Genomic DNA, 23,097 nt, shown 5'->3' on the forward strand with positions numbered 1-23,097 from the left:
ACCGTGACCGAGTCCTGACGATGAACACTGAATTTCGCAAACCGCTCCCCGGCAGCCGCCTGGATTACTTCGACGCCCGCGCGGCTGTCGAGGCAATCACCCCCGGCGCCTACGCCACGTTGCCCTACACCTCCCGCGTGCTCGCCGAGAACCTGGTACGCCGTTGCGACCCGGCAACCCTCAATGCGTCCCTGAGCCAGTTGATCGAACGCAAGCGCGACCTCGACTTCCCATGGTTCCCGGCCCGGGTGGTGTGCCATGACATCCTTGGCCAGACCGCACTGGTGGACCTCGCCGGCCTGCGTGATGCCATCGCCCTGCAAGGCGGCGATCCGGCCCAGGTCAACCCGGTGGTGCCGACGCAACTGATCGTCGACCATTCCCTGGCCGTCGAGGCCGGTGGTTTTGACCCGGACGCCTTCGAGAAAAACCGTGCCATCGAAGACCGCCGTAACGAAGACCGTTTCCACTTTATCGAGTGGACCAAGAAGGCCTTCAAAAACGTCGACGTGATCCCGCCGGGCAACGGCATCATGCACCAGATCAACCTGGAGAAAATGTCCCCGGTGATCCAGGTGCGTGACGGCGTGGCCTTCCCGGATACCTGCGTCGGTACCGACAGTCACACGCCGCATGTGGACGCCCTGGGCGTAATCGCCATCGGCGTTGGCGGCCTGGAAGCCGAGAGCGTGATGCTCGGCCGCGCGTCGTGGATGCGCCTGCCGGAAAGCGTTGGCGTCGAGTTGACGGGCAAGCTGCAACCGGGCATCACCGCCACCGACATGGTGCTGGCGCTGACCGAGTTCCTGCGCCAGCAGAAAGTAGTGGGTGCCTGGCTGGAGTTCTTCGGTGAAGGTGCTTCGGCACTGACCCTGGGTGACCGCGCGACCATCTCCAACATGGCCCCGGAGTACGGCGCCACGGCCGCGATGTTCTATATCGACCAACAGACCATTGCCTACCTGAAACTCACCGGTCGCGAAGACGAACAGGTCGCCCTGGTCGAGCAGTACGCTCGCCACACCGGCTTGTGGGCCGATGACCTCAAGGGCGCGCAATACGAGCGTGGCTTGAGCTTCGATTTGTCCAGCGTCGTGCGCAACATGGCCGGCCCGAGCAACCCGCACGCCCGCGTGGCCACCAGCGACCTGGCGGCCAAGGGGATTTCCGGGCAATGGGACGACGTGCCGGGGCAAATGCCCGACGGTGCGGTGATCATTGCTGCCATCACCAGTTGCACCAATACCAGCAACCCGCGCAACGTGATCGCCGCCGGCCTGTTGGCGCGCAATGCCAATAAGCTCGGGCTGGCCCGTAAGCCGTGGGTCAAGTCATCCCTGGCACCGGGTTCGAAAACCGTGGCCATGTACCTCGACGAAGCCGGCTTGACCCGCGAGTTGGAGCAGTTGGGTTTTGGCGTCGTAGCCTTCGCCTGCACTACCTGCAACGGCATGTCCGGTGCACTCGATCCGGTGATCCAGCAAGAAATCATCGACCGTGACCTGTATGCCACCGCCGTACTGTCGGGCAACCGCAACTTCGACGGGCGCATCCACCCGTACGCCAAGCAAGCGTTCCTGGCGTCGCCGCCGTTGGTGGTGGCCTACGCGATTGCTGGCACCATCCGTTTTGATATCGAAAAAGACGTGCTGGGCCTGGATGCCGACGGCAAGGAAATCCGCCTGAAGGACATCTGGCCGAGCGACGAGGAAATCGACGCGGTGGTCAAGGCGTCGGTCAAGCCGGAGCAGTTCCGCCAGGTCTACATCCCGATGTTTGCCATCCATGAAGACACCGGCCCGAAAGTCACGCCGCTGTACGACTGGCGCCCGCAAAGCACCTACATCCGCCGCCCGCCGTACTGGGAAGGCGCCCTGGCCGGCGCACGTCCGCTCAAGGGCATGCGCCCGCTGGCGGTGCTGCCGGACAACATCACCACTGATCACCTGTCGCCGTCCAACGCGATCATGCTCGACAGCGCCGCCGGTGAATACCTGGCAAAAATGGGCCTGCCGGAAGTCGACTTCAACTCTTATGCCACGCACCGTGGCGACCACTTGACCGCCCAGCGCGCGACCTTTGCCAACCCCAAGCTGTTCAACGAAATGGTCCTGGAGGACGGCAAGGTCAAGCAGGGTTCCCTGGCGCGCATCGAGCCGGAAGGCAAGGTCACGCGCATGTGGGAAGCCATTGAGACCTACATGGAGCGCAAGCAGCCACTGATCATCATTGCCGGCGCCGACTACGGCCAGGGTTCGTCCCGCGACTGGGCGGCCAAGGGCGTGCGCCTGGCTGGTGTGGAGGCGATTGCCGCCGAAGGTTTCGAACGTATCCACCGCACCAACCTGGTGGGCATGGGCGTGTTGCCCCTGGAGTTCCTGGCGGGTACTGATCGCAAGACGTTGCAGATCGATGGCAGCGAAACCTATGACGTGATCGGCGAACGCACCCCGCGTGCGCAGTTGACCCTGGTGATCAACCGCAAGAATGGCGAACGTGTCGAGGTGCCGGTGACCTGCCGCCTGGACACTGCTGAAGAAGTGTCGATCTACGAGGCGGGCGGCGTGTTGCAGCGCTTTGCCCAGGATTTCCTGGAGTCGGCGGCCACCGCCTGACATAAACGAGGGCCGGGGGCTTCAAGCCCCCGGCGTCTTTTGAGGAACACCATGGCACACGTACCGCAAATCAAGATTCCCGCCACCTATATGCGTGGCGGCACCAGCAAGGGCGTTTTTTTCAATCTCCAGGACTTGCCCGAAGTGGCCCAGGTCCCGGGCGCTGCACGGGATGCCTTGCTGCTGCGGGTGATCGGCAGTCCCGATCCCTATGACAAGCAGATCGACGGTATGGGTGGTGCCACGTCGAGCACCAGCAAGACCGTGATCCTGGCTAAAAGCACGCGTGCCGATCACGACGTCGATTATCTGTTCGGCCAAGTCTCCATCGACAAGCCTTTTGTCGATTGGAGTGGTAACTGCGGCAACCTGTCAGCAGCGGTCGGCTCCTTTGCTGTCAGCAGCGGTCTGGTAGCGGCTGAGCGAATTCCCCATAACGGCGTGGCCGTGGTGCGGGTGTGGCAGGCCAATATCGGCAAGACCATCATCGCCCATGTGCCGATCACCGACGGTGCGGTGCAGGAAACCGGCGACTTCGAGCTGGATGGCGTGACCTTCCCGGCGGCCGAAGTGCAGTTGGAGTTCCTGGACCCGGCAGCGGAAGAAGAGGGCGGCGGTGGCTCGATGTTCCCCACCGGCAACCTGATCGACGACCTGGACGTGCCGGGTGTCGGTACGTTCAAGGCAACGCTGATCAATGCGGGTATCCCGACGATTTTTATCAATGCTGAAGATCTCGGCTACACCGGCACCGAGCTGCAAGGCGCGATCAACAGCGACCCCAAAGCCCTGGCGATGTTCGAGACCGTGCGTGCCTATGGCGCCTTGCGCATGGGTTTGATCAAACACCTGGATGAAGCGGCCCAGCGCCAGCACACGCCGAAAGTGGCGTTCGTGGCCAAGCCAGCGGATTACCTGGCCTCCAGCGGCAAGGCGATCAAGGCGGGGGATGTTGACCTGCTGGTGCGAGCGTTGTCCATGGGCAAGCTGCACCACGCGATGATGGGCACGGCCGCGGTGGCGATTGGCACGGCGGCGGCGATTTCCGGGACCCTGGTCAACCTCGCGGCGGGCGGCGTGGAGCGCAATGCGGTGCGGTTCGGGCATCCGTCCGGCACCCTGCGCGTGGGCGCCGAGGCCAGCCAGGTGAACGGCGAATGGGTGGTGAAGAAAGCCATCATGAGCCGCAGTGCGCGGGTGTTGATGGAGGGCTATGTGCGCGTCCCGGGCGATTCTTTTTAGCTGTCGGACTTTTTGTAGGCGCGAGCTTGCTCGCGAAGAGCCTCAGCGCGCAGTTGGGGGGCAGGTTTCCCGTGTCATCGTTGGCGACCTTCGCGAGCAAGCTCGCTCCTACAGATAAAACAAAGAGCAGGCTTTTTAGACCTGTCAGAGAAAATAACCTGAGCCTGAAGAAGGAACACACCCAACCCATTTTGGAGTACTGCCATGAGCGCCAACGTCGACCAGAACAACCGCCCCGACTACGACCAGGTTTTGCAGGACATTGCCGACTACGTCCTCACCTACCGGATCGATTCCCGGGACGCCCTGGACACTGCCCGCAACTGCCTGATGGACACCCTCGGCTGTGGCTTGCTGGCCTTGCGTTTCCCTGAGTGCACCAAGCACCTGGGGCCTATCGTCGAAGGCACGGTGGTGCCGTTCGGTGCACGGGTGCCGGGTACGTCCTATCGCCTGGACCCGGTCAAGGCCGCGTGGGACATCGGTTGCATCGTGCGTTGGCTCGATTACAACGACACCTGGCTCGCCGCCGAATGGGGCCATCCTTCGGATAACCTCGGTGGCATCCTGGCCGTCGCCGATCACCTTTCGCAAAAGCGCGTGGCCAATGGTGAAACGCCGTTGACGGTGCGCGCGGTCCTGGAAGCGATGATCATGGCCCACGAAATCCAGGGCGTGATCGCCCTGGAAAACTCCTTCAACCGCGTCGGCCTTGACCATGTGCTGCTGGTCAAAGTCGCCTCCACTGCGGTGTGCGCCAAGTTGATGGGCGCCAATCGTGAGCAGCTGCTGGCGGCGTTGTCCCAGGCGTTTGTCGATGGGCAGGCCCTGCGCACTTACCGCCACGCGCCGAACGCCGGTTCACGCAAGTCCTGGGCGGCGGGGGATGCGTCGAGCCGTGGCGTGCGCCTGGCGGACATCGCCATGCGCGGCGAAATGGGGATTCCCGGCGTATTGAGCGCGCCGCAGTGGGGTTTCTATGACGTGCTGTTCAGCCATACCAACAAGGACCTGGCCCTCAAGCCCGAGGACAAGCGCGCGTTCAGCCTGCCCCAACCCTATGGCACCTATGTGATGGAGAACGTGCTGTTCAAGATCAGCTTTCCTGCCGAGTTCCACGCACAGACTGCCTGTGAAGCAGCGGTCACTTTGCATTCGCAGGTCAAAAACCGCCTGCATGAAATCGACAGGATCGTCATCACTACCCACGAGTCGGCGATTCGTATCATTTCCAAGGTCGGCCAATTGGCCAATGCGGCAGACCGTGACCATTGCCTGCAATACATGACGGCCGTGCCGCTGGCGTTCGGCAATCTGGTGGCCGAGCAGTACGAAGATGAGTTCCATGCCGCGCATCCGATCATCGATGAGTTGCGCGAGAAAATGGTCATTGTCGAAGACCCCCGCTACAGCCGCGAATACCTGGAGGCCGACAAGCGCTCCATTGCCAACGCGGTGCAGGTTTTCTTCAATGACGGTTCCAGCACTGAGCAGGTGGTGGTGGAGTACCCGATTGGCCATCGTCGTCGTCGGGTTGACGGGATTCCGTTGCTCGAAGCCAAATTCAAGGCCAACCTGGCCACACGCTTTACCGCCCAGCGCAGTGCGCAGATATTCGCCTTGTGCAAGGACCAGGCACGGCTTGAAGCGACTTCCGTAAGCCGGTTTGTGGACCTGTGGGCGATGTGAGAAGGTCGGGTGGCCGGTTGTGAAGTGGACACACTTTGCTATTCGTACGTCCTACATCGTCGGAACCTTATTCAGATAATCACCAATCAGGTAGCCAGATGACCTGTTTTACCGGGTCGCCTGGCACGCAATGTCCGTGAATCAAATACCTGAATCTGAGAGGTCCACCATGACGAGCGTAAGTCCTCAGCAGTACGCGCCCAACTACGCCTATGAAATGCCACCCAAGCCAGAGCACACACCGCAAGAAAACAGCGCCAAAGCAGGTACTCCTGACCAACCCCAGTCAGATTCAGCACCCTCTCGTCAGCCGATGACTACACCGCAGCGGGGGCAGTTTTCGACGCATAAGGGGCTGGTCAACTCGCCGCCATCGGCGAAGACTACCGACCCCGCCCAGCTTGCACAGCTTTTCCAAGAGAACACTCAGCTTAAAAACAAGATCAAGCAAGTGATGGCAGAGCTCACACCGATAGTAAATGGGCTTGCGCAGCAAATAGCCCAGTTGAAACAGCAGGTTGAGGCTAAAAAAAGTCCTACTTCGGCGACATCCCAAACGCCTGCCAGGGCGTCGACTCCAAGCACCGCTGATACCTCTGGTTCTGGGCGCGTCCCTAAACGCACTGAGCCTGAAGTGTCCGCTGCAGATGAGAGGGCACCCTCATCTGGCGCGAATACATCTAGCAATATCAAAAAAATGTCCGAAGAAAACAAGGAGCTTCATGCAACGATTGAGAGTATGAGGAATGATTTCAATCAAGTGGTTGCGCGACTTCAACAGGAAATCGGCGAGATCAAACAAAAAATCGGAAACTCCGGTTCAGATGCACCTCCAGAAGTCTCGTCGAATCAAGCCCACGACGCCGAATCAGCATCCAATGATGAGCAAGCCCCGCTGGCCTCTACTCCTGAGGCGGCGGCTGGTTCCAGTGAACAGAGTCCCGCTACTCAGAGCAGCATTGACAGTCTGGCCCTTGAAACCAAAACGCTGAGCGCTGAGGTTGCAAAGATGATTGAGCATTTTAAAGCAGTGATTAAAGAGCTTGAGCGAGAAATTGTTGACCTTAACCAGAAAGTCAGCACTTCAGACGCTTAAGGTGGGGCACGGTGTAGCATTGCCGACAGTGCATGGAACACTGTCGGCACACGATTCGCAAAACCTCACTTGTGTCTTTCGTGGAAAAAATTGCAGCCTGGCGAATGCGTTACTCAAACCGCAAGATCACCCTCCGGTTATGCTTGCTCTTCTTCTCGATTTTTTCGCAGAACACCCGGCCGATTTCCTCGGTGTTGACCACGTGGGTGCCGCCACACGGCTGGATATCGATGCCGGCAATTTCAATCACCCGCACTGCGCCCTGGATCACCGGTGGAGCGACGGCCTGAGTACGGGTGATTTGTAGCAGGGTGGAATATTCAGAGGCCGGCATCGACAGCGACTTGACCTCATGAGCCTGCTCGATCAAGGCGTTGAGGTCGCGGGTGATGCTTTCCTTGTCCAGGGTCATTTCCGGCAGGTCGAAATCCAGGCGGCCCTTGTCGGCGCTGATGCTGCAACCGGTCACCGGGGCGTCGATGATCGAGCACAGCAAATGCAGGCAGGTGTGCATCTTCATGTGCTGGTAGCGCCGCTCCCAGTCCAGGCCAGCATCCACCTGCACACCGGCCCGCAATGATTCGGGGCAATGTTCCACCTGGTGCCAGATGATCGAGCGCAGTACTGGGTCGCGCACGGTCCCTGTCACGTTGACGCGGCTGCCGTCGGGCAGGGTGAAGTAGCCGGTATCTCCCGGCTGCCCACCTCCGGTGGGGTAGAACAGGGTGTGTTCCAGGGCGACGCCCTGTTCGCTGACGGCGATCACGCGGGCGCTGAAGGCGTTCTGGTAAGGCGCGCTGTCGAACAGCGCCAGGGTTTCCATTGTGTGTACGGACATGTTCAACCTCCAACGATCAGTGGGCTGGTTTGCAGCAGGCGCCGCACCATTGCGCTCAACCCGGGTGGGGAAAGCAGGGTGACCTCGAACTTCGGCCCGCACACCTTCAGGTTCAGGGGCAGGCGCGGTGGATGGGTGGGAGCCTGCAGCGTGCGCAGGCGAAATTGCAGGTGGTGACGCTCCTTGACCGTGGGTTCCAGCACCAGGCTGGACAGCGGATGGAAGTCGGCATCCAGCACCGTGACCCGGTGGCTGGTGCTGACTTCGCCGACCACATGCAGACGTTCGTCGAGGGCAAATGCCCCGAGGTAATTGCTGGCGTCTGATTCGTCGTTTTTCTGCAACTGGATCTGATTGACTACCTTCACCTTGGTGCCGGCGGGCACGTCCTGGGTGATGACACAGGAGGGGCTGATAAACACGTTGTCGCCGATCAGCACATAACCCAGCACCCTGGCGCCCGAGCCGACTTCCACATTGTTGCCCAGGCGCGGGTGGCGCTTGCCGTCAGGGTTGTTGGCGATGCCTCGTGCGCCCAGGGTCACGCCACACAGGATGTAGCAGTCATTGCCGATCTCGCAGGTTTCGCCGATCACCGTGCCAAAGCCATGATCCAGTACAAAACGTCGGCCAATGCGGGCAGCCGGGTGGATTTCGGCCCCGGACAGGATCTTGCCCTGGTTGCTCAACGTCAGCGCGATGGCACAGAACTGGCTGTGGGGCTGGTCGGAAAGATTCCATACCCGGTGCGCCAACCGGTAATACAGCACGGCCTTGAACGAGGCGTAGGATTCCAGGATCAGTTCGCCCCGGCCCCTGGACGCCGGGTCGCGCCAGGCATAGGCGATCAGGTCCTCGGCCACTTCCTGCGCCGCCGGCTGGATCAATTGCGCCAGGTGCGGCTGCAACTGTGCTATCTGCGCCGGCGAGAGGGTCTTGATGAGGTGGGTCAGCAACTCATCGTGCAACTGTTGCATGTCGATAAAGCCTCCCATGGAAGGCACCCCCGTAATTGTCGTTATTCGAAACAGGGCAGATAACTGTCGGCGCTGTCGTACACCATGGTCAGGACGACGGTGTCGGTGGGCAGTTCCGGGGCGAGCCTGGCGATGGCTACCATATTGGCGGCTGACGACAGCCCCAGGCTGATGGCATCGGTACGCATGATGCGCTTCATCATTTCCAGGCAGTCGAGGCGCGAAACCTTGAGCATGCCGTCCAGTACATTCAGGTTGAGAATGCTCGGGATCAAGCCGATGGACAGGCCCTGGATATGGTGCGGCGCATGGCGGTCGCTGAGCAGGTCGCACTCCTCGGGTTCGACCCCCATCACGCGGATCTGCGGCCAGGTGGCCTTGAGGGTTTCACCGATACCGGTGATATGACCCCCGGTACCGATGCCGCTGACAAAATAGTCGACCTGGCGCTCGCCAAAGGCGCGGATGATTTCCGGGGCGGTGGTGTCGCGATGGGTCTGGGGGTTGGCGCCGTTACGCTGTTGGTTGAGCATGACGAAGCTGGGGTTTTCCAACTGCAGTTCCATGCACTTTTCGCCATGGGAGTTGTTGCCCAGGCGGCTGTCCGACAGCACCACCTTGGCTCCATACAGGCGCAGCAGTTTCTGCTTTTCGGGGCTGTAGTTGTCGGGAATCACCAGCACCACTTTGTAGCCCAGCACATTGCCGGCCATGACCAGGCCGATACCCGTGTTGCCACCGCTGGGTTCGATGATGGTTTGCCCCGAATCGCGAATCAGGATGCCCCGGCGTTCGGCGTCGAGGATCATCCCCAGGGCGATCCGCGCCTTGTGGCTGCCGCCCGGATTCAGGGATTCGAGCTTGGCAAAGACCTCGATGCCGAGGTCTTCGGAGAATTGTTCCAGGCGCACGATGGGCGTTTGGCCAATGGCGTCGAGTATGGAGTTATGCAGCATCAGATAAGTACCCCCAAGGCCCGTGATCAGTACAAAGGCATGTCGGGTTCGACGTCGCGCACCCAGTGTTTCATGCCGCCTTCCAGCACCCGGGTGTTGGCAAAGCCCGCTGCCAGCAAGGTACTGGCGGCTTGCTCGGCGCGGATGCCGGCGTAGCAGATCAGGTAATGGGTATTGTCACGGCTGAGGGTATCGAGCTGATCGTCGAGCTGGGCCAGGGGGATGTGCACCACGCCGGGGAGTTGGCACACCTCCAGCTCGCTGGCGTCGCGCACATCCAGCAGGATGTCGGCGCTGCTACGGCGTTCCAGCAACTGCTTGAGCACCTGGGGCTTGATGTAGTGTTCTTCGGCCAGGCTGGGGGCGTTGCGGATGGCATCGGCACACACGGCGGCTGTGGGTTGGTGCTCATCGCGCAGTTCGGAGCAGCACGGGCAATCGGCGCGCCGCTTGAAACGGATTTCACTGAATTTCATGGCCAGGGCATCAAAGCGCATCAACCGACCTGACAACGGTTCGCCCAGACCGATCAGCAACTTGATTGCCTCGGTGGCCTGGATCATCCCGACCACCCCGGGTAGTACACCGATGACCCCGCCGGCGCTGCAATTGGGCGCCAGTTCCGCCGGTGGCGCGTGGGGGTACAGGCAGCGGTAGCAGGGCCCGCCTTGATAATTGAACACGCTGATCTGGCCATCGAAACGATAGATTGCGCCGTACACCAGCGGCTTGCCCAACTGTACGCAGGCATCGTTGACGAGGTAGCGGGTCTCGAAATTGTCGGTGCCGTCGATCACCAGGTCGTAGGCACCGACCAGCTCCAGGGCATTGTCGGCATTCAATGCGGTGTCGTAGGTGTTGATTTGGATATGGCGGTTGAGGTCTTGCAGGCGCTGCTTGGCGGATTCGACCTTGGGCAGGCCCAGGGTGCTGTTGCCGTGGACAACCTGGCGTTGCAGGTTGCTGCTTTCCACCACGTCGAAGTCCACCAGCCCCAGGGTGCCGATGCCGGCGGCGGCCAGGTACAGGCTGATGGGCGAGCCCAGGCCACCCGTACCGATGATCAGCACCTTGGCCTTCTTCAGGCTCAGTTGCCCTTCGCGGCCAACGCCGGGCAGGGTGATATGACGCACATAGCGCTGCACTTCCTCGTTGCTCAGCGAGTCGATGTCCATGCCACCGGAGGTGGCCAGCAGCACTTCGATTTTTACCTTTTCGGGTAGCGGCTCGTCGGGGCCGATCAGTTCTTCCCCCGCCGTGAACAGGAAGTGCTCCTTGAGCTGACCGTTGTTTTCGTGGAACAGGTGCGCCCGCAGTTGCGGGTAGCGGGTGCAGGTGTCTTCAATGACTTCGCGCAATGTCGATCCGGCACCCTCAAGGGTCGATTCTGGCAACTTGGCCACGCGCACCAGGATGTCGGGGAAAGAGACAGCGTTCATGTACAACTCCGTTTGCAGGTCGTTGAAGGGGTTGAGGGCGAAGTGCGTGCCATCCCAGGCAAACAGTTTCGACCCAAGGGCCTTGCCCTGGCGGACATCCACCACCAGGTAGCTGACGGGGTAGATGGGTTCCCCCATGTACAGGGCCTTGTCCTGATCCTCGTCGCTGAAGTACGCACCGACATCCGGGTGGGAGTGGTAGATCACCACCACCGGGTTGTCCGTGCGAAAGGCCTTGTTCATCAGCAGCGTGTCGGTCACCGAGAAGGTGTAGCCGTTGGCCGCGCTGCGTGGGTACATCTCGGGGTTCTTGCGGTGCAACTCGTTCTGGATATTGCTGCCCAGGTACACACTGCCGTCGGCGAAGACAAAGCCGCAGCACTCTTCGGGATAGGTGCTGGCGGCGTGGGCGTAGATCTGTTCCAGGGTGGTTTGGCGGAGGACGTCCATGTTTCTCTCGCGTGGTGGGGAAAGGGTCAATTGGGCTTGGCCAGGAGCTTTTCGATGGGCAACTTGGTGATTGCAAAGCCGGCCAGCAGGATCGCGGAGTACAGCATCAGGTCCCGGGACAGCTCCAGGCCTTCGTACCAGGCGCCGATGATCACGGCGAACACCGGGAAAATGATAAAGACGAACGACAGGATGATCGGGCTCAGGCGCTTGAGCAGCATGAAATACACGATAAAACCGCCGACCGATGCCACCAGGCCCAGGTACAGCAGGGCGCTCCAGGAGCGCAGGGTGATGGCCTCGAAGGTCGGGGCTTCGAACCATAGGCCGGCGACGAACAGCATCAGCCCGGCAATCCCGATGGGCAGGGTGTTGTAGGTGATCACGCTGATGGCGCTGCCTTTTTGCTTGGTAATGACATAGCACAAGGCATGCATGATCGCGGCGGTCAGAATCGCCAGCACGCCGAAGAACTCGGCATGGTCAAGGTGCAATCCCTGGCTCCTGATGATCATGTACAGGCTGCCGAAACCGATCCCAATCCCCACGACCTGGGAAAAGTAGATGCGCTCGCGCAGGAACAGCGCCGAGAAAATCAGGATAAACACCGGCATGCAACTGAACAGCAGGGCGGTGAGGCCGGACGAGACGTGCATTTCGCCATAGTTGAGCAGGTAGTAGGGAACACTGAAGTAGCAGAGGGTCACGAATACAAAGAACCAGCGGCTTTCCCGTGGAAACAGGATCGGCTCGCGACGCACCAGGGCAAAACACAGGAACAGTGGAAAGGCGATCAGGAAGCGCAGGCCCGCCGAGGTCAATGGCGGCACGCTTTCCACCGCGATCTTGATCCCCAGCCAGGTGGTGCCCCAGCTCAGGCAGACAATCAGGAACATTACACTGGTGATCAGGCCAGCCAGCCATTGTTTGTGTGATTTGGTTTTTTCGGCATTTTCGAGAACGGCGGACATTGGCATCGTTTATTGCTTCCCTGAGCCGGAATTGAACTCTATATTGAACTTGTAATTAGAGGTTTTACCCGGTGATTGAACCCGTAAAAGCACACTATTAGGGCGAAAGATGGCTGTCAAAACAAATATTGACATGGTGTCAATTATGCGAGAGGGACTGTCCAGCGGGCAGGGCGTGAAGTACAAGCGCCTGTCCGACGTCATGGAACGGGGCATCCTCGAAGGCTTGATCGAGCCGGGACGAAAGCTGCCGCCTCACCGGGTGCTTTCGGACAACCTGGGGGTGACCATCGGTACCATCAGTCGTGCCTACGGCGAACTGGAACGCCTGGGCCTGGTAGTGGCGCGGGTGGGTGATGGAACATTCGTGCGCAAGCGTGGGATGGAGCGCCAGCGTGACGAGGGCTTTCGCAATTTCAGCGAGGAGCCGCGCCAGTACTTCGATATGAGTCGCAACATGCATATTCCGGGTCAGGAAACGACCTTCCTGGCCCAGAGCTTCCAAACCCTGTCGACCAACGCCAAGTTTCTCCAGGACATCAGTGCCTATACTCCGGACGCCGGTTTGCCCCGCTACCGCGAGGCGGGGGCGCAATGGCTGGTGCAGCGCGATTTTCATCCGATTCCAGAGCAGGTCATCTGTGTCAATGGCGGCCAGCATGGGTTGCTGTGCGCCTTGATGGCCTTGGTGCGCGCGGGCGACACGGTGGTGACCGAGCAGCTGACCTACCCTGGCCTGATCACCGCCGCACGGATGCTCGGCATCCGGCTGATTGGCCTGGAAATGGATGAGGAGGGCGTGTTGCCCACGGCGCTGGACGAAGTCTGTCGCAATCACCGGGTGTCGGCCCTGTATTGCACGCCGACCATCCAGAATCCCACGACCGCCGTGTTGTCGGTGGCCCGCCGTGAGGCGCTGGTGAAGGTGTGTCGCGAGCACAACCTGTTGATCCTGGAAGACGAGGCACATGGGGTGCTGGTGGAGGACCGGCCGCCACCTTTGAGTCATTTTGCCCCGGAGCGCACGATTCTGATCAGCAGCCTGAGCAAGGCTGTGTCGGCGGGCCTGCGGGTGGGGTATGTACATGCGCCGCCGGCGCTGGTCAGCCGTATTTCTGCGGCCTTGCGCTCAACCTGCTGGATGGCCACGCCGGTGACCCTGGAGTTGGCCACGCAGTGGATTGAAAACGGCACGGCAGAGTATTTGTTGCATCAGCAGATCAATGAGATCAGCCGCCGCAAAACGTTGGTTGAGGACCTGTTGATGGGCCTGGAATACCGAACGCACCCCAACAGCCCGCACTTCTGGATTGAAGTCCCGGAGCCTTGGCGTGCGTCGGAAATCGAGGCTGAACTCAAGCAGAACAATTACCTGATCGCCACGGCAGAAGCCTTTGCGGTAGGACAAACGGCGGTGCCGCAGTTCATTCGGGCAAGTATCTGCAATACGTCCGGGGACGATCAGCTGTTACGTGCGGGATTTGATGCGTTGGCCACGGCGCTGGGGCAGGGTGGCGACCGGTTTCATCTGTGAGACCGCGTTATCGTTTATCCCAGGCAAGCCAGCGCCCACATTTTGACGCGTGAACCCCATCAAGTGTGGGGGCTGGCTTGCCTGCGATAGCGATGGACCCAAAATGAAAACTACTTGAAACGCCGCTCAACACCTTTTTCTACCAGGATCTTCGCCGAAATCTCTTCCACCGAAAAATGCGTGGAATTGATGTGCGCAATATTTTCCCGGCGGAATAGGTTCTCTACTTCCCGCACCTCGAATTCGCACTGGGCATAGCTCGAATAGCGGCTATTGGGCTTGCGCTCATTGCGGATGGCCGTCAGACGATCCGGATCGATGGTCAGGCCAAACAACTTGTGCTGGTGGGTACGCAGCACCGCCGGTAGCTGCAGGCGCTCCATATCGTCTTCGGTCAGTGGGTAGTTGGCCGCGCGTATGCCAAATTGCATGGCCATATACAGGCAGGTCGGGGTCTTGCCACAACGCGACACGCCGACCAGGATCAGGTCGGCCTTGTCGTAGTAGTGGGTGCGGGCGCCGTCGTCGTTATCCAGGGCGAAGTTCACCGCCTCGATCCGCTCCATATAGTTGGAGTTATGGCCAATGGAGTGGGACTTGCCCACGGAGTACGAGGAGTGTTCACTCAGCTCCTGTTCCAGGGGCGCCAGGAAGGTCGAGAAGATGTCGATCATGAAACCATTGGAAGTCGCGAGGATCTCACGAATGTCCTGGTTGACGATGGTGTCGAAAATGATCGGGCGCATCCCGTCTTTTTCGGCGGCCAGATTGATTTGTTGTACCATGGCCCGCGCTTTATCCACGTTATCGATATAAGGCCGGGTGAATTTGGCGAAGGTAATGCTTTCGAACTGCGCCAGCAGGCTTTGACCCAGGGTTTCGGCGGTAATGCCGGTGCCATCGGAGATAAAGAAAGCAGATCGTTTCATTTGAGCCTTGGGCCTTAAGCTGATGACGAATCTTGGATATGATAGGCGCGATTTTGCCGTCCCACAGTGGGCCGCATTCTCACTTATTTTCCAGGTCCAGGCCACAAACGCCGGTAAATGCTCCTATTGAGCCGCCGGCGCCCTGAGCTTTTCCAACACAGTTAGTGGAGAGATCACCTTGGTAGAGTACGTAGTTTCCCTCGATAAGCTCGGCGTCCATGATGTAGAGCATGTGGGGGGCAAGAACGCATCCCTCGGCGAGATGATCAGTAATCTTGCAGGCGCTGGTGTCTCGGTGCCCGGTGGTTTCGCCACCACGGCCCAGGCATACCGCGATTTCCTCGAACTGAGCGGTCTCAACGACCAGATCCACGCTGCCCTGGACGCGCTGGACGTCGATGATGTCAACGCCCTGGCCAAGACCGGCGCACAGATCCGTCAGTGGATCATGGAGGCCGAGTTCCCCGAGAAGCTCAACGCCGAAATCCGCACTGCCTTCGCCAGCCTGTCGGCCGGCAACCCGGACATGGCTGTCGCCGTGCGTTCCTCGGCCACCGCCGAAGACTTGCCCGACGCCTCCTTCGCCGGCCAGCAGGAAACCTTCCTGAACATTCGCGGCGTGGAAAACGTCATCCGCGCGGCCAAGGAGGTGTTTGCCTCGCTGTTCAACGATCGCGCCATTTCCTACCGTGTGCACCAGGGTTTCGACCACAAGCTGGTAGCCCTGTCTGCCGGTGTGCAGCGCATGGTGCGTTCGGAAACCGGTACCGCCGGCGTGATGTTCACCCTGGATACCGAGTCGGGCTTCCGTGACGTGGTGTTTATCACCGGCGCCTACGGCCTGGGCGAAACCGTCGTACAAGGCGCGGTCAACCCGGACGAGTTCTACGTCCACAAGCACACGCTTGAAGCCGGTCGCCCGGCGATCCTGCGCCGCAACCTGGGCAGCAAGGCCATCAAGATGATCTACGGCGACGAGGCCAAGGCCGGTCGCTCGGTGAAAACCGTTGATGTGGACAAGGCCGAACGTGCCCGGTTCTGCCTCAGCGATGCGGAAGTCAGTGAATTGGCCAAACAGGCGATGATCATCGAGAAGCACTACAAGTGCCCGATGGACATCGAATGGGCCAAGGATGGCGACGACGGCAAGCTGTACATCGTCCAGGCGCGTCCGGAAACCGTGAAGAGCCGTACGTCGGCCAATGTCATGGAACGCTACCTGTTGAAAGAAACCGGCACCGTGCTGGTGGAAGGCCGTGCCATCGGCCAGCGCATCGGCGCCGGCAAGGTGCGGATCATCAAGGACGTGTCCGAGATGGACAAGGTCCAGCCAGGTGACGTGCTGGTCTCCGACATGACCGACCCGGACTGGGAGCCGGTGATGAAACGCGCCAGCGCCATCGTCACCAATCGTGGCGGGCGTACCTGCCACGCGGCGATCATCGCCCGTGAGCTGGGGATCCCGGCAGTCGTCGGTTGCGGCAACGCCACCCAACTGCTCAAGGATGGCCAGGGCGTCACCGTATCCTGCGCCGAAGGCGATACCGGCTTCATCTTCGAAGGTGAGCTGGGCTTCGATATCAAGCAAAACTCTATCGATGCCATGCCTGACCTGCCGTTCAAGATCATGATGAACGTCGGCAACCCCGACCGCGCCTTCGACTTCGCGCAGTTGCCGAACGCTGGTGTGGGCCTGGCCCGCCTGGAGTTCATCATCAACCGCATGATCGGCGTGCACCCCAAGGCCCTGTTGAACTACGACGGCCTGCCGGTGGAAATCAAGGACAGCGTCGACAAGCGTATCGCCGGCTACAACGACCCTGTTGGCTTCTACGTCGAGAAGCTGGTGGAAGGCATCAGCACCCTGGCGGCGGCCTTCTGGCCGAAGAAAGTCATCGTGCGCCTGTCGGACTTCAAGTCCAACGAGTACGCGAACCTGATCGGCGGCAAGCTCTATGAGCCGGAAGAAGAAAACCCGATGCTGGGCTTCCGTGGCGCTTCGCGCTACATCAGCGAAGCGTTCCGTGACTGCTTCGAGCTCGAATGCCGTGCGCTCAAGCGTGTGCGCAACGAGATGGGCCTGACCAACGTCGAGATCATGGTGCCATTCGTGCGCACCCTGGGCGAAGCGAGCCAGGTGGTTGACCTGCTGGCCGAGAACGGTCTGACCCGTGGCGAAAACGGCCTGCGCGTGATCATGATGTGCGAGCTGCCGTCCAACGCGATCCTGGCCGAGGAGTTCCTGGAGTTCTTCGATGGTTTCTCCATCGGTTCCAACGACCTGACCCAGTTGACCCTGGGCCTGGACCGTGACTCCGGGATCATCGCGCACCTGTTCGACGAGCGAAATCCTGCGGTCAAGAAGCTGCTGGCCAATGCCATCCAGGCCTGTAACAAGGCCGGCAAGTACATCGGTATCTGTGGCCAGGGCCCTTCCGATCACCCGGACCTGGCCAAATGGCTGATGGAGCAGGGTATCGAAAGTGTTTCGTTGAACCCTGATTCCGTACTGGAAACCTGGTTCTTCCTGGCTGAAGGCCAAGCCTCGGCGTAATCGCCATTTGCCGGCCAGCCATTGTGGCTGGCCGGCATTTCTCATTCTGTACAGGGCGGAACTCCCTCCGGACGCCGCCCTTTTTTGTGCAAGAACATTATGCAGAGCAGCAGTAACCTGTTTCCCGTCGCCCTGATCAGCGCTGAGCGTCGTGGCGACCTGAGTGAAGATGTCTATCGCCTCAAGCCTGGCAACAGTCCCGACAGCACCGTAGAGCTGGCGGTGACACGCCTGGGCCTGGCCGATGTCGCGCAAAGCCGTGGTGTCCCGGTGGTGCTGGTGCATGGCAGCTTCTCCAATCGACGTTTCTGGTATTCGCCCAAAGGCATTGGTCTGGGGGCGTATCTGGCGCGCCAGGGCTTTGATGTATGGATCCCGGAAATGCGTGGGCACGGGCTTTCCCGGCGCAACCAGGATTACGCCAAGAATCGTGTCGCCGACTATGCTCGATACGACTTGCCCGCCATCGCCGCCTTTGTGCGAGAGCAAAGCGGGCAGATCCCGCACTGGATCGGCCATTCGCTGGGTGGCACGACCTTGGCGGCAGCCTTGGGTGGCCAGTACCTGGGCGCGCCGGCGGTGGCATCGGTGGCACTGTTTGGCTGCCAGGTCAGTCGTACTTACTGGCCGTTGAAAATTCCGCCGGTGGAGTGGGGTGGGCGCTTGATCCTGAAGCGCTTTGCCCAGCTCTCCGGCTCGCGGCTCAAGCGTGGTCCGGAAGACGAGCCCATTGGGTTGGCCCTGGAAAGCATGCGCTGGCATGGTTTGTTCGGGCGTTTTGGCGATGCCGAGCGCGATTGGTGGAAAGGTCTGGCTGAGGTCGATGTGCCGCTGTTGGCGGTGAGTGCCGCGGGTGACCATCAAGATCCGGACTGGGCCTGCCGCAAGCTGTTTGAACAAGTGGGCAGCGAGCATCGTCAATACCTGTGCCTGGGGCGCCAGCAAGGGTTCAGCGGTGATTTCGGGCATGTCGAGATGCTGGTCAGTAAAGCCGCCCAGGCCGAGGTGTGGCCACTGGTGCTGCGTTGGCTGAAAGATCCACTGATACCCTTGGTGGGCGCGCAGGCGCAGGTGCCCGTGACAGTCTGAGATAAGGCTCTGAGACGGGCGTTTCGCTTGATGGGACTTGCGGCTAAGATATGACGCACCAGGCTGTTCTGGTCATATTCAGTCGCGCAGTGGTTATTGCGTTACAGGCTGGTGGGTCTGATCATTGCGGCCCACGAGGCGGCAGGTCTTAAAGAATGCCCGTTGCGATGCGTTTTCTTGATGTGGCTGTGGATGTTCGACACCTTCTTTCACCGACAGGAGTTTTTCGATGAACCATTACGTTACCCCCGACCTGTGTGACGCCTACCCGGACCTGGTGCAGGTGCTGGAGCCGATGTTCGCCAACTTTGGTGGTCGGGACTCCTTCGGTGGCCAGATCGTGACCGTCAAGTGCTTTGAGGACAACTCCCGCGTCAAGGAGCAGGCCGAGTTGGACGGCACCGGTAAAGTGCTGGTGGTCGACGGTGGTGGTTCGCTGCGCTGCGCCTTGCTGGGTGACATGATCGCCGATCGCGCCGCAAAAAATGGCTGGGAAGGGTTGGTGATCTACGGCTGTGTACGGGACGTTGATGTCCTCGCCCAGACTGACCTCGGCGTGCAGGCCCTGGCCAGCCATCCGAAAAAGAGTCATCGCCAGGGTGTGGGCGACCTGGGCGGGGCCGTGACCTTTGCCGGCGTGACATTCCGTCCAGGCGAATATGTCTATGCCGATAACAATGGCGTGATTGTTTCGCCCAGCCCGCTGAAAATGCCTGAATAACCGCAGTAATCGACGGGGTGAGGATGTTCGAGGAAGAAAACGCGCAGTGGGGGCTGGTGCATGCCCTGGTGCTGGACGGTAAAGGCGGTGCGCGTTCGATTGCCCGGACAGAGCTTGATGACCTGCAACTGCAGCCTCAGGAAAGCCTGTGGCTGCATTGGGACCGCAGTCATCCCCAGACCCAGACCTGGCTGCGCAAATCCAGTGGCCTGAGCGAGTTCGCTTGTGACCTGCTGCTGGAGGAGAACACGCGACCACGGCTGTTGCCGTTGCCGGACGACGAGTTGCTGCTGTTTCTGCGCGGAATCAACCTCAATCCGGGGGCCGAGCCGGAAGACATGGTGTCGGTGCGTATCTTTGCTTCGGCCGACCGGGTCATCTCCCTGCGGCTGCGGCCTTTGCGCGCCACGGACGAGTTGCTGGTGCAACTGGAGGATGGAAAAGGTCCAAGGACTGCTTCCGAACTGATCCTGTGCATGGCGCAATACCTGACCAACAAAGTGCAGGATCTGGTCAGTGACCTGTCTGAAATCGTCGATATCGAAGAAGAAAAACTGGATACCGACGAACGGTATACCCCGGAGCATGGCAGTGTCCTGCAGATCCGTCGGCGTGCCGCCGCGCTGAAGCGTTTCCTGGCACCACAGCGCGATATTTTTGCGCAACTGACGCGCATAAAACTGCCCTGGTTCGTCGATGACGATGCCGACTATTGGAATGAATTGAACAACAGCCTGACCCGTTACCTGGAAGAGCTGGAACTGAGCCGGGAGCGCGTGGGGCTGGTGCTGGAGGCCGAGGATAGGCGTTTGAGCCTGCGCATGAGTCGCACCATGTATCGCTTCGGGATCATCACCGGGATCTTTTTGCCGATGAGTTTTCTGACCGGTTTGCTGGGGATCAACGTGGGGGGCATTCCGTTCTCCGAGAGCCCCTATGGCTTCGTGATTGCCTGCTTGTTGATGGTCTCGGTGGCCCTTGGGCAGTGGTGGTTGTTTCGACGTTTACGCTGGGTTTGACCTGAACGTGACCTGAACCGCGGGTGAGGTCATGTGACCCGATGAATTTTGCCCTCGTCTTTTAAATCACTTGCGAGAGGTCCCTATGCACGATCCGTTTGAACAGTCTTTGCGTGACATGCTTAACGCTTCGCCGTCCAACCGTGACGACGATGCTTGCCTGGGCCGCGTACTGAAAACCGCCAACCGCCAGGTAGGCGCGGGCGACCTGTTCGGTCTGCTCGGTCGCTGGCTGCCGGCACTGATGATGGCGCTGAACAACGGTTCGGCCCATGTATCACCTGTTTCTCGTCGTAAACCTATTGCTCGCACTGCTGATAAGGCTGATTGAATATGGAACTTGATCTCTGGACGCAGAGTCTGGTCACTGCAATGACTGCGTTGTGGACCAAGGTGGCGAATTTCATTCCCAACCTGTTTGGTGCGCTGGTGCTGGTGTTGCTGGGCTTTGTCGTGGCCAAGCTGCTCGACACCCTGCTTTCCAAACTGCTCGCCAAGCTGGGCCTCGACCGCTTGATGGCCGGCACCGGATTGACCAAGCTGCTGGGGCGCGTCGGGCTGCAAGTGCCGATCTCGACGTTGATCGGCAAGATCGTCTATTGGTTTGTTTTGCTGATTTTTCTGGTTTCTGCGGCGCAATCCCTTGGACTTGAGCGAGTTTCAGCTACGCTCGACATGCTGGCGCTGTATTTGCCGAAAGTATTCGGCGGCGCGCTGGTGTTGCTGGTAGGGGTTTTGCTGGCGCAGTTGGCCAATGGCCTGGTACGCGGTGCTGCCGAAGGTGTCGGCCTGGACTATGCCGCAGGCCTGGGGCGAATTGCCCAGGGGTTGGTGATCATCATCAGTATTTCGGTGGCGATCAGCCAGTTGGAGGTCAAGACTGACCTGCTCAACCATGTGATTGTGATCGTTTTGATTACCGTTGGTCTGGCCGTTGCGCTGGCCATGGGTTTGGGAAGCCGGGGAATTGCCGGGCAGATTCTTGCGGGAATCTATGTGCGTGAGTTGTATCAGGTGGGGCAACACGTGCGTGTTGGCGAGGTCGAAGGGCAGATTGAAGAGATCGGTACGGTGAAGACTACGGTGCTGACCGATGATGGCGAACTAGTGTCGCTGTCCAATCGGGTTCTGCTGGAACAGCAGGTCAATAGCCGCTAACCCGGTAAACCCTGCTAATGTACGCCGCCGCAATCCTGGCAACCCAGGGTGTGGCGGACATTGACCTGACTGTCGGCACGACTTGTTTTGAATAAAGCCCAAACGCTGTCCACGCGCTATGACCCCCGTGAGCTCTCTGATGAGGAGTTGGTCGCGCGCTCGCACACGGAGCTGTTTCACGTAACACGCGCGTACGAAGAATTGATGCGCAGGTATCAACGCACTCTGTTCAACGTTTGTTCAAGATATTTAGGGAACGATCGTGATGCGGATGATGTCTGTCAGGAAGTGATGCTCAAGGTGTTGTATGGCCTGAAGAACTTCGAGGGTAAATCGAAGTTCAAAACCTGGCTCTACAGCATCACGTACAACGAGTGCATCACGCAGTATCGTAAGGAACGGCGAAAGCGTCGCTTGATGGACGCGTTGAGCCTGGACCCCCTTGAGGAGGCGTCTGAAGAAAAGACGCCGGCACCCGAGGAGAAGGGCGGGCTTGATCGCTGGTTGGTGCATGTGAACCCAATTGACCGGGAAATTCTGGTGCTACGATTTGTCGCAGAACTGGAATTTCAGGAAATTGCTGACATTATGCATATGGGTTTGAGTGCTACAAAAATGCGTTACAAACGTGCTCTTGATAAATTACGTGAGAAATTTGCGGGCAGTACTGAAACTTAGTTCGGTGCAAATATCTCTTACGTGTAGGCAAGTTCTGTTAGACTTGTCGCCGAGTTGTCCCCCGGTATGTGGGACTGCTTTACAATCACCAGATGGGGATTTAACGGATGAAACTGAAAAACACCTTGGGCTTGGCCATTGGTTCTCTTATTGCCGCTACTTCTTTCGGCGTTCTGGCACAAGGCCAAGGCGCAGTTGAAGGCGAGCTGTTCTACAAGAAGCAGTACAACGATAGCGTCAAGCACATCGAAGACGGCTTCAATCCTGGCGCTCGCATCGGTTACTTCCTGACCGACGACCTGTCCTTGAACTTGTCCTACGACAAAACCAACCACACCCGTTCGAACGACGGTACTGGCAACCAGAAGATCAAAGGTGATACCGGCAGCCTGACTGCTCAGTACCACTTCGGTCAGGCTGGCGTCGACTCCCTGCGTCCATACGTAGAAGGTGGTTTCGGTCACCAGAGCCGTACCAACGTACTGGCTGACGGTCACAGCGGTCGCGATCAGACCACTCAAGCCATCATCGGTACTGGTGTTAAGTACTACTTCACCAACAACCTGTACGCTCGTGCCGGTGTTGAAGCTGACTACGGTCTGGACAACGGCAAGTGGGATTACTCCGCACTGGTCGGCCTGGGCGTAAACTTCGGCGGTAACGCTGGCGCAGCCGCTCCAGCTCCTACCCCAGCACCAGCTCCAGAGCCAGTTCCAGAGCCAGAAGCTCCGGTTGCTCAGGTTGTTCGTGTTGAGCTGGACGTTAAGTTCGACTTCGACAAGGCCGTTGTTAAGCCTAACAGCTACGGCGACGTGAAAAACCTGGCCGACTTCATGGCTCAGTACCCAGCTACCAACGTAGAAGTTGCTGGTCACACTGACTCCGTCGGTCCAGACGCTTACAACCAGAAGCTGTCCCAGCGTCGTGCTGACGCTGTTAAGCAAGTCCTGGTTAAAGACGGCGTTGACGCTGGCCGTATCACCTCCGTAGGTTACGGCGAATCCCGCCCAGTTGCTGACAACGCAACTGAAGCTGGTCGTGCTGTTAACCGTCGCGTAGAAGCATCGGTTGAAGCTCAAGCTCAGTAATTACTGAGTGGTAGAAAAAAGCCCGGCTCTTGAGCCGGGCTTTTTTTCGCCTGC

19 protein-coding genes are annotated in these 23,097 nt (G+C 59.5%); 13 read left to right on the plus strand and 6 right to left on the minus strand.

Going from position 1 to position 23,097, the window contains the following annotated elements; all coding sequences use genetic code 11:
* The first annotated feature begins 20 nt into the window (after nt 1–20).
* From acnD to FJD34_RS07455, 4 genes are all read left to right on the plus strand, one after another.
* Nucleotides 21–2,615, plus strand: coding sequence for a Fe/S-dependent 2-methylisocitrate dehydratase AcnD (acnD, locus tag FJD34_RS07435; protein ID WP_090291716.1), 2,595 nt, complete (start codon nt 21–23; stop codon nt 2,613–2,615).
* 51 nt (nt 2,616–2,666) lie between these two features.
* Complete coding sequence (gene prpF, locus FJD34_RS07440; protein ID WP_065943404.1) at nt 2,667–3,857, plus strand: 2-methylaconitate cis-trans isomerase PrpF; 1,191 nt, start codon at nt 2,667–2,669, stop codon at nt 3,855–3,857.
* Nucleotides 3,858–4,061: 204 nt separating this feature from the next.
* Entirely contained in the window at nt 4,062–5,546 is a 1,485-nt protein-coding gene (prpD, locus tag FJD34_RS07450) for a 2-methylcitrate dehydratase (protein WP_032863396.1), read from the plus strand.
* Between the two features lie 169 nt (nt 5,547–5,715).
* Nucleotides 5,716–6,642 carry a hypothetical protein gene (locus FJD34_RS07455; RefSeq protein WP_090291712.1) on the plus strand — a complete coding sequence of 309 codons (927 nt, stop codon included), beginning with the start codon at nt 5,716–5,718 and terminating at the stop codon, nt 6,640–6,642.
* Between the two features lie 109 nt (nt 6,643–6,751).
* Here FJD34_RS07455 and FJD34_RS07460 read toward each other — a convergent pair whose 3' ends face one another.
* Genes FJD34_RS07460 through FJD34_RS07480 form a run of 5 tightly spaced genes read right to left on the minus strand, consistent with a single transcriptional unit; the run spans nt 6,752 to nt 12,222 of the window.
* Nucleotides 6,752–7,480: an alanyl-tRNA editing protein gene (locus tag FJD34_RS07460; protein ID WP_065943402.1), complete on the minus strand. Its 729-nt coding sequence runs from the start codon at nt 7,478–7,480 to the stop codon at nt 6,752–6,754.
* Nucleotides 7,481–7,482: 2 nt separating this feature from the next.
* Nucleotides 7,483–8,475 carry a serine O-acetyltransferase gene (locus FJD34_RS07465; protein WP_032863394.1) on the minus strand — a complete coding sequence of 331 codons (993 nt, stop codon included), beginning with the start codon at nt 8,473–8,475 and terminating at the stop codon, nt 7,483–7,485.
* Nucleotides 8,476–8,498: 23 nt separating this feature from the next.
* Nucleotides 8,499–9,413 carry a PLP-dependent cysteine synthase family protein gene (locus tag FJD34_RS07470; protein WP_032863393.1) on the minus strand — a complete coding sequence of 305 codons (915 nt, stop codon included), beginning with the start codon at nt 9,411–9,413 and terminating at the stop codon, nt 8,499–8,501.
* Nucleotides 9,414–9,439: 26 nt separating this feature from the next.
* On the minus strand, nt 9,440–11,302 hold the full coding sequence (gene moeB, locus FJD34_RS07475) for a molybdopterin-synthase adenylyltransferase MoeB (protein ID WP_032863392.1): 1,863 nt from the start codon (nt 11,300–11,302) through the stop codon (nt 9,440–9,442).
* A 26-nt stretch (nt 11,303–11,328) separates the two neighbouring features.
* Nucleotides 11,329–12,222 (minus strand): DMT family transporter, encoded by an 894-nt coding sequence (locus tag FJD34_RS07480; protein WP_162237661.1) that lies wholly within the window; start codon nt 12,220–12,222, stop codon nt 11,329–11,331.
* Between the two features lie 160 nt (nt 12,223–12,382).
* On the opposite strand from FJD34_RS07480, the gene FJD34_RS07485 reads away from it, so the two are divergent.
* A complete protein-coding gene (locus tag FJD34_RS07485) occupies nt 12,383–13,807 on the plus strand; it encodes an aminotransferase-like domain-containing protein (RefSeq protein WP_032863390.1) in 1,425 nt (474 codons plus the stop codon).
* 110 nt (nt 13,808–13,917) lie between these two features.
* On the opposite strand, the gene ppsR is transcribed toward FJD34_RS07485, so the two are convergent.
* Nucleotides 13,918–14,736 (minus strand): posphoenolpyruvate synthetase regulatory kinase/phosphorylase PpsR, encoded by an 819-nt coding sequence (gene ppsR, locus FJD34_RS07490; protein ID WP_032863389.1) that lies wholly within the window; start codon nt 14,734–14,736, stop codon nt 13,918–13,920.
* A 178-nt stretch (nt 14,737–14,914) separates the two neighbouring features.
* On the opposite strand from ppsR, the gene ppsA reads away from it, so the two are divergent.
* From ppsA to FJD34_RS07530, 8 genes are all read left to right on the plus strand, one after another.
* Nucleotides 14,915–17,290 carry a phosphoenolpyruvate synthase gene (gene ppsA, locus FJD34_RS07495; RefSeq protein WP_065943400.1) on the plus strand — a complete coding sequence of 792 codons (2,376 nt, stop codon included), beginning with the start codon at nt 14,915–14,917 and terminating at the stop codon, nt 17,288–17,290.
* A 99-nt stretch (nt 17,291–17,389) separates the two neighbouring features.
* Entirely contained in the window at nt 17,390–18,379 is a 990-nt protein-coding gene (locus FJD34_RS07500; protein WP_090291711.1) for an alpha/beta fold hydrolase, read from the plus strand.
* Between the two features lie 229 nt (nt 18,380–18,608).
* Nucleotides 18,609–19,100, plus strand: coding sequence for a ribonuclease E activity regulator RraA (rraA, locus tag FJD34_RS07505; RefSeq protein WP_029298280.1), 492 nt, complete (start codon nt 18,609–18,611; stop codon nt 19,098–19,100).
* A 23-nt stretch (nt 19,101–19,123) separates the two neighbouring features.
* Nucleotides 19,124–20,119, plus strand: a complete 996-nt coding sequence (locus FJD34_RS07510) for a zinc transporter ZntB (RefSeq protein ID WP_032863386.1) — start codon at nt 19,124–19,126, stop codon at nt 20,117–20,119.
* A gap of 85 nt (nt 20,120–20,204) precedes the next feature.
* A complete protein-coding gene (locus tag FJD34_RS07515; RefSeq protein ID WP_029298275.1) occupies nt 20,205–20,450 on the plus strand; it encodes a hypothetical protein in 246 nt (81 codons plus the stop codon).
* A gap of 2 nt (nt 20,451–20,452) precedes the next feature.
* Entirely contained in the window at nt 20,453–21,277 is an 825-nt protein-coding gene (locus tag FJD34_RS07520) for a mechanosensitive ion channel family protein (protein ID WP_032863385.1), read from the plus strand.
* An 87-nt stretch (nt 21,278–21,364) separates the two neighbouring features.
* Nucleotides 21,365–21,955 (plus strand): RNA polymerase sigma factor SigX, encoded by a 591-nt coding sequence (sigX, locus tag FJD34_RS07525; protein WP_032863384.1) that lies wholly within the window; start codon nt 21,365–21,367, stop codon nt 21,953–21,955.
* Nucleotides 21,956–22,062: 107 nt separating this feature from the next.
* Complete coding sequence (locus FJD34_RS07530) at nt 22,063–23,043, plus strand: OmpA family protein (RefSeq protein WP_032863383.1); 981 nt, start codon at nt 22,063–22,065, stop codon at nt 23,041–23,043.
* The last annotated feature ends 54 nt before the right edge of the window (nt 23,044–23,097 follow it).

The sequence above is a fragment of the Pseudomonas brenneri genome, assembly GCF_007858285.1.
Lineage (GTDB): Bacteria > Pseudomonadota > Gammaproteobacteria > Pseudomonadales > Pseudomonadaceae > Aquipseudomonas > Aquipseudomonas brenneri.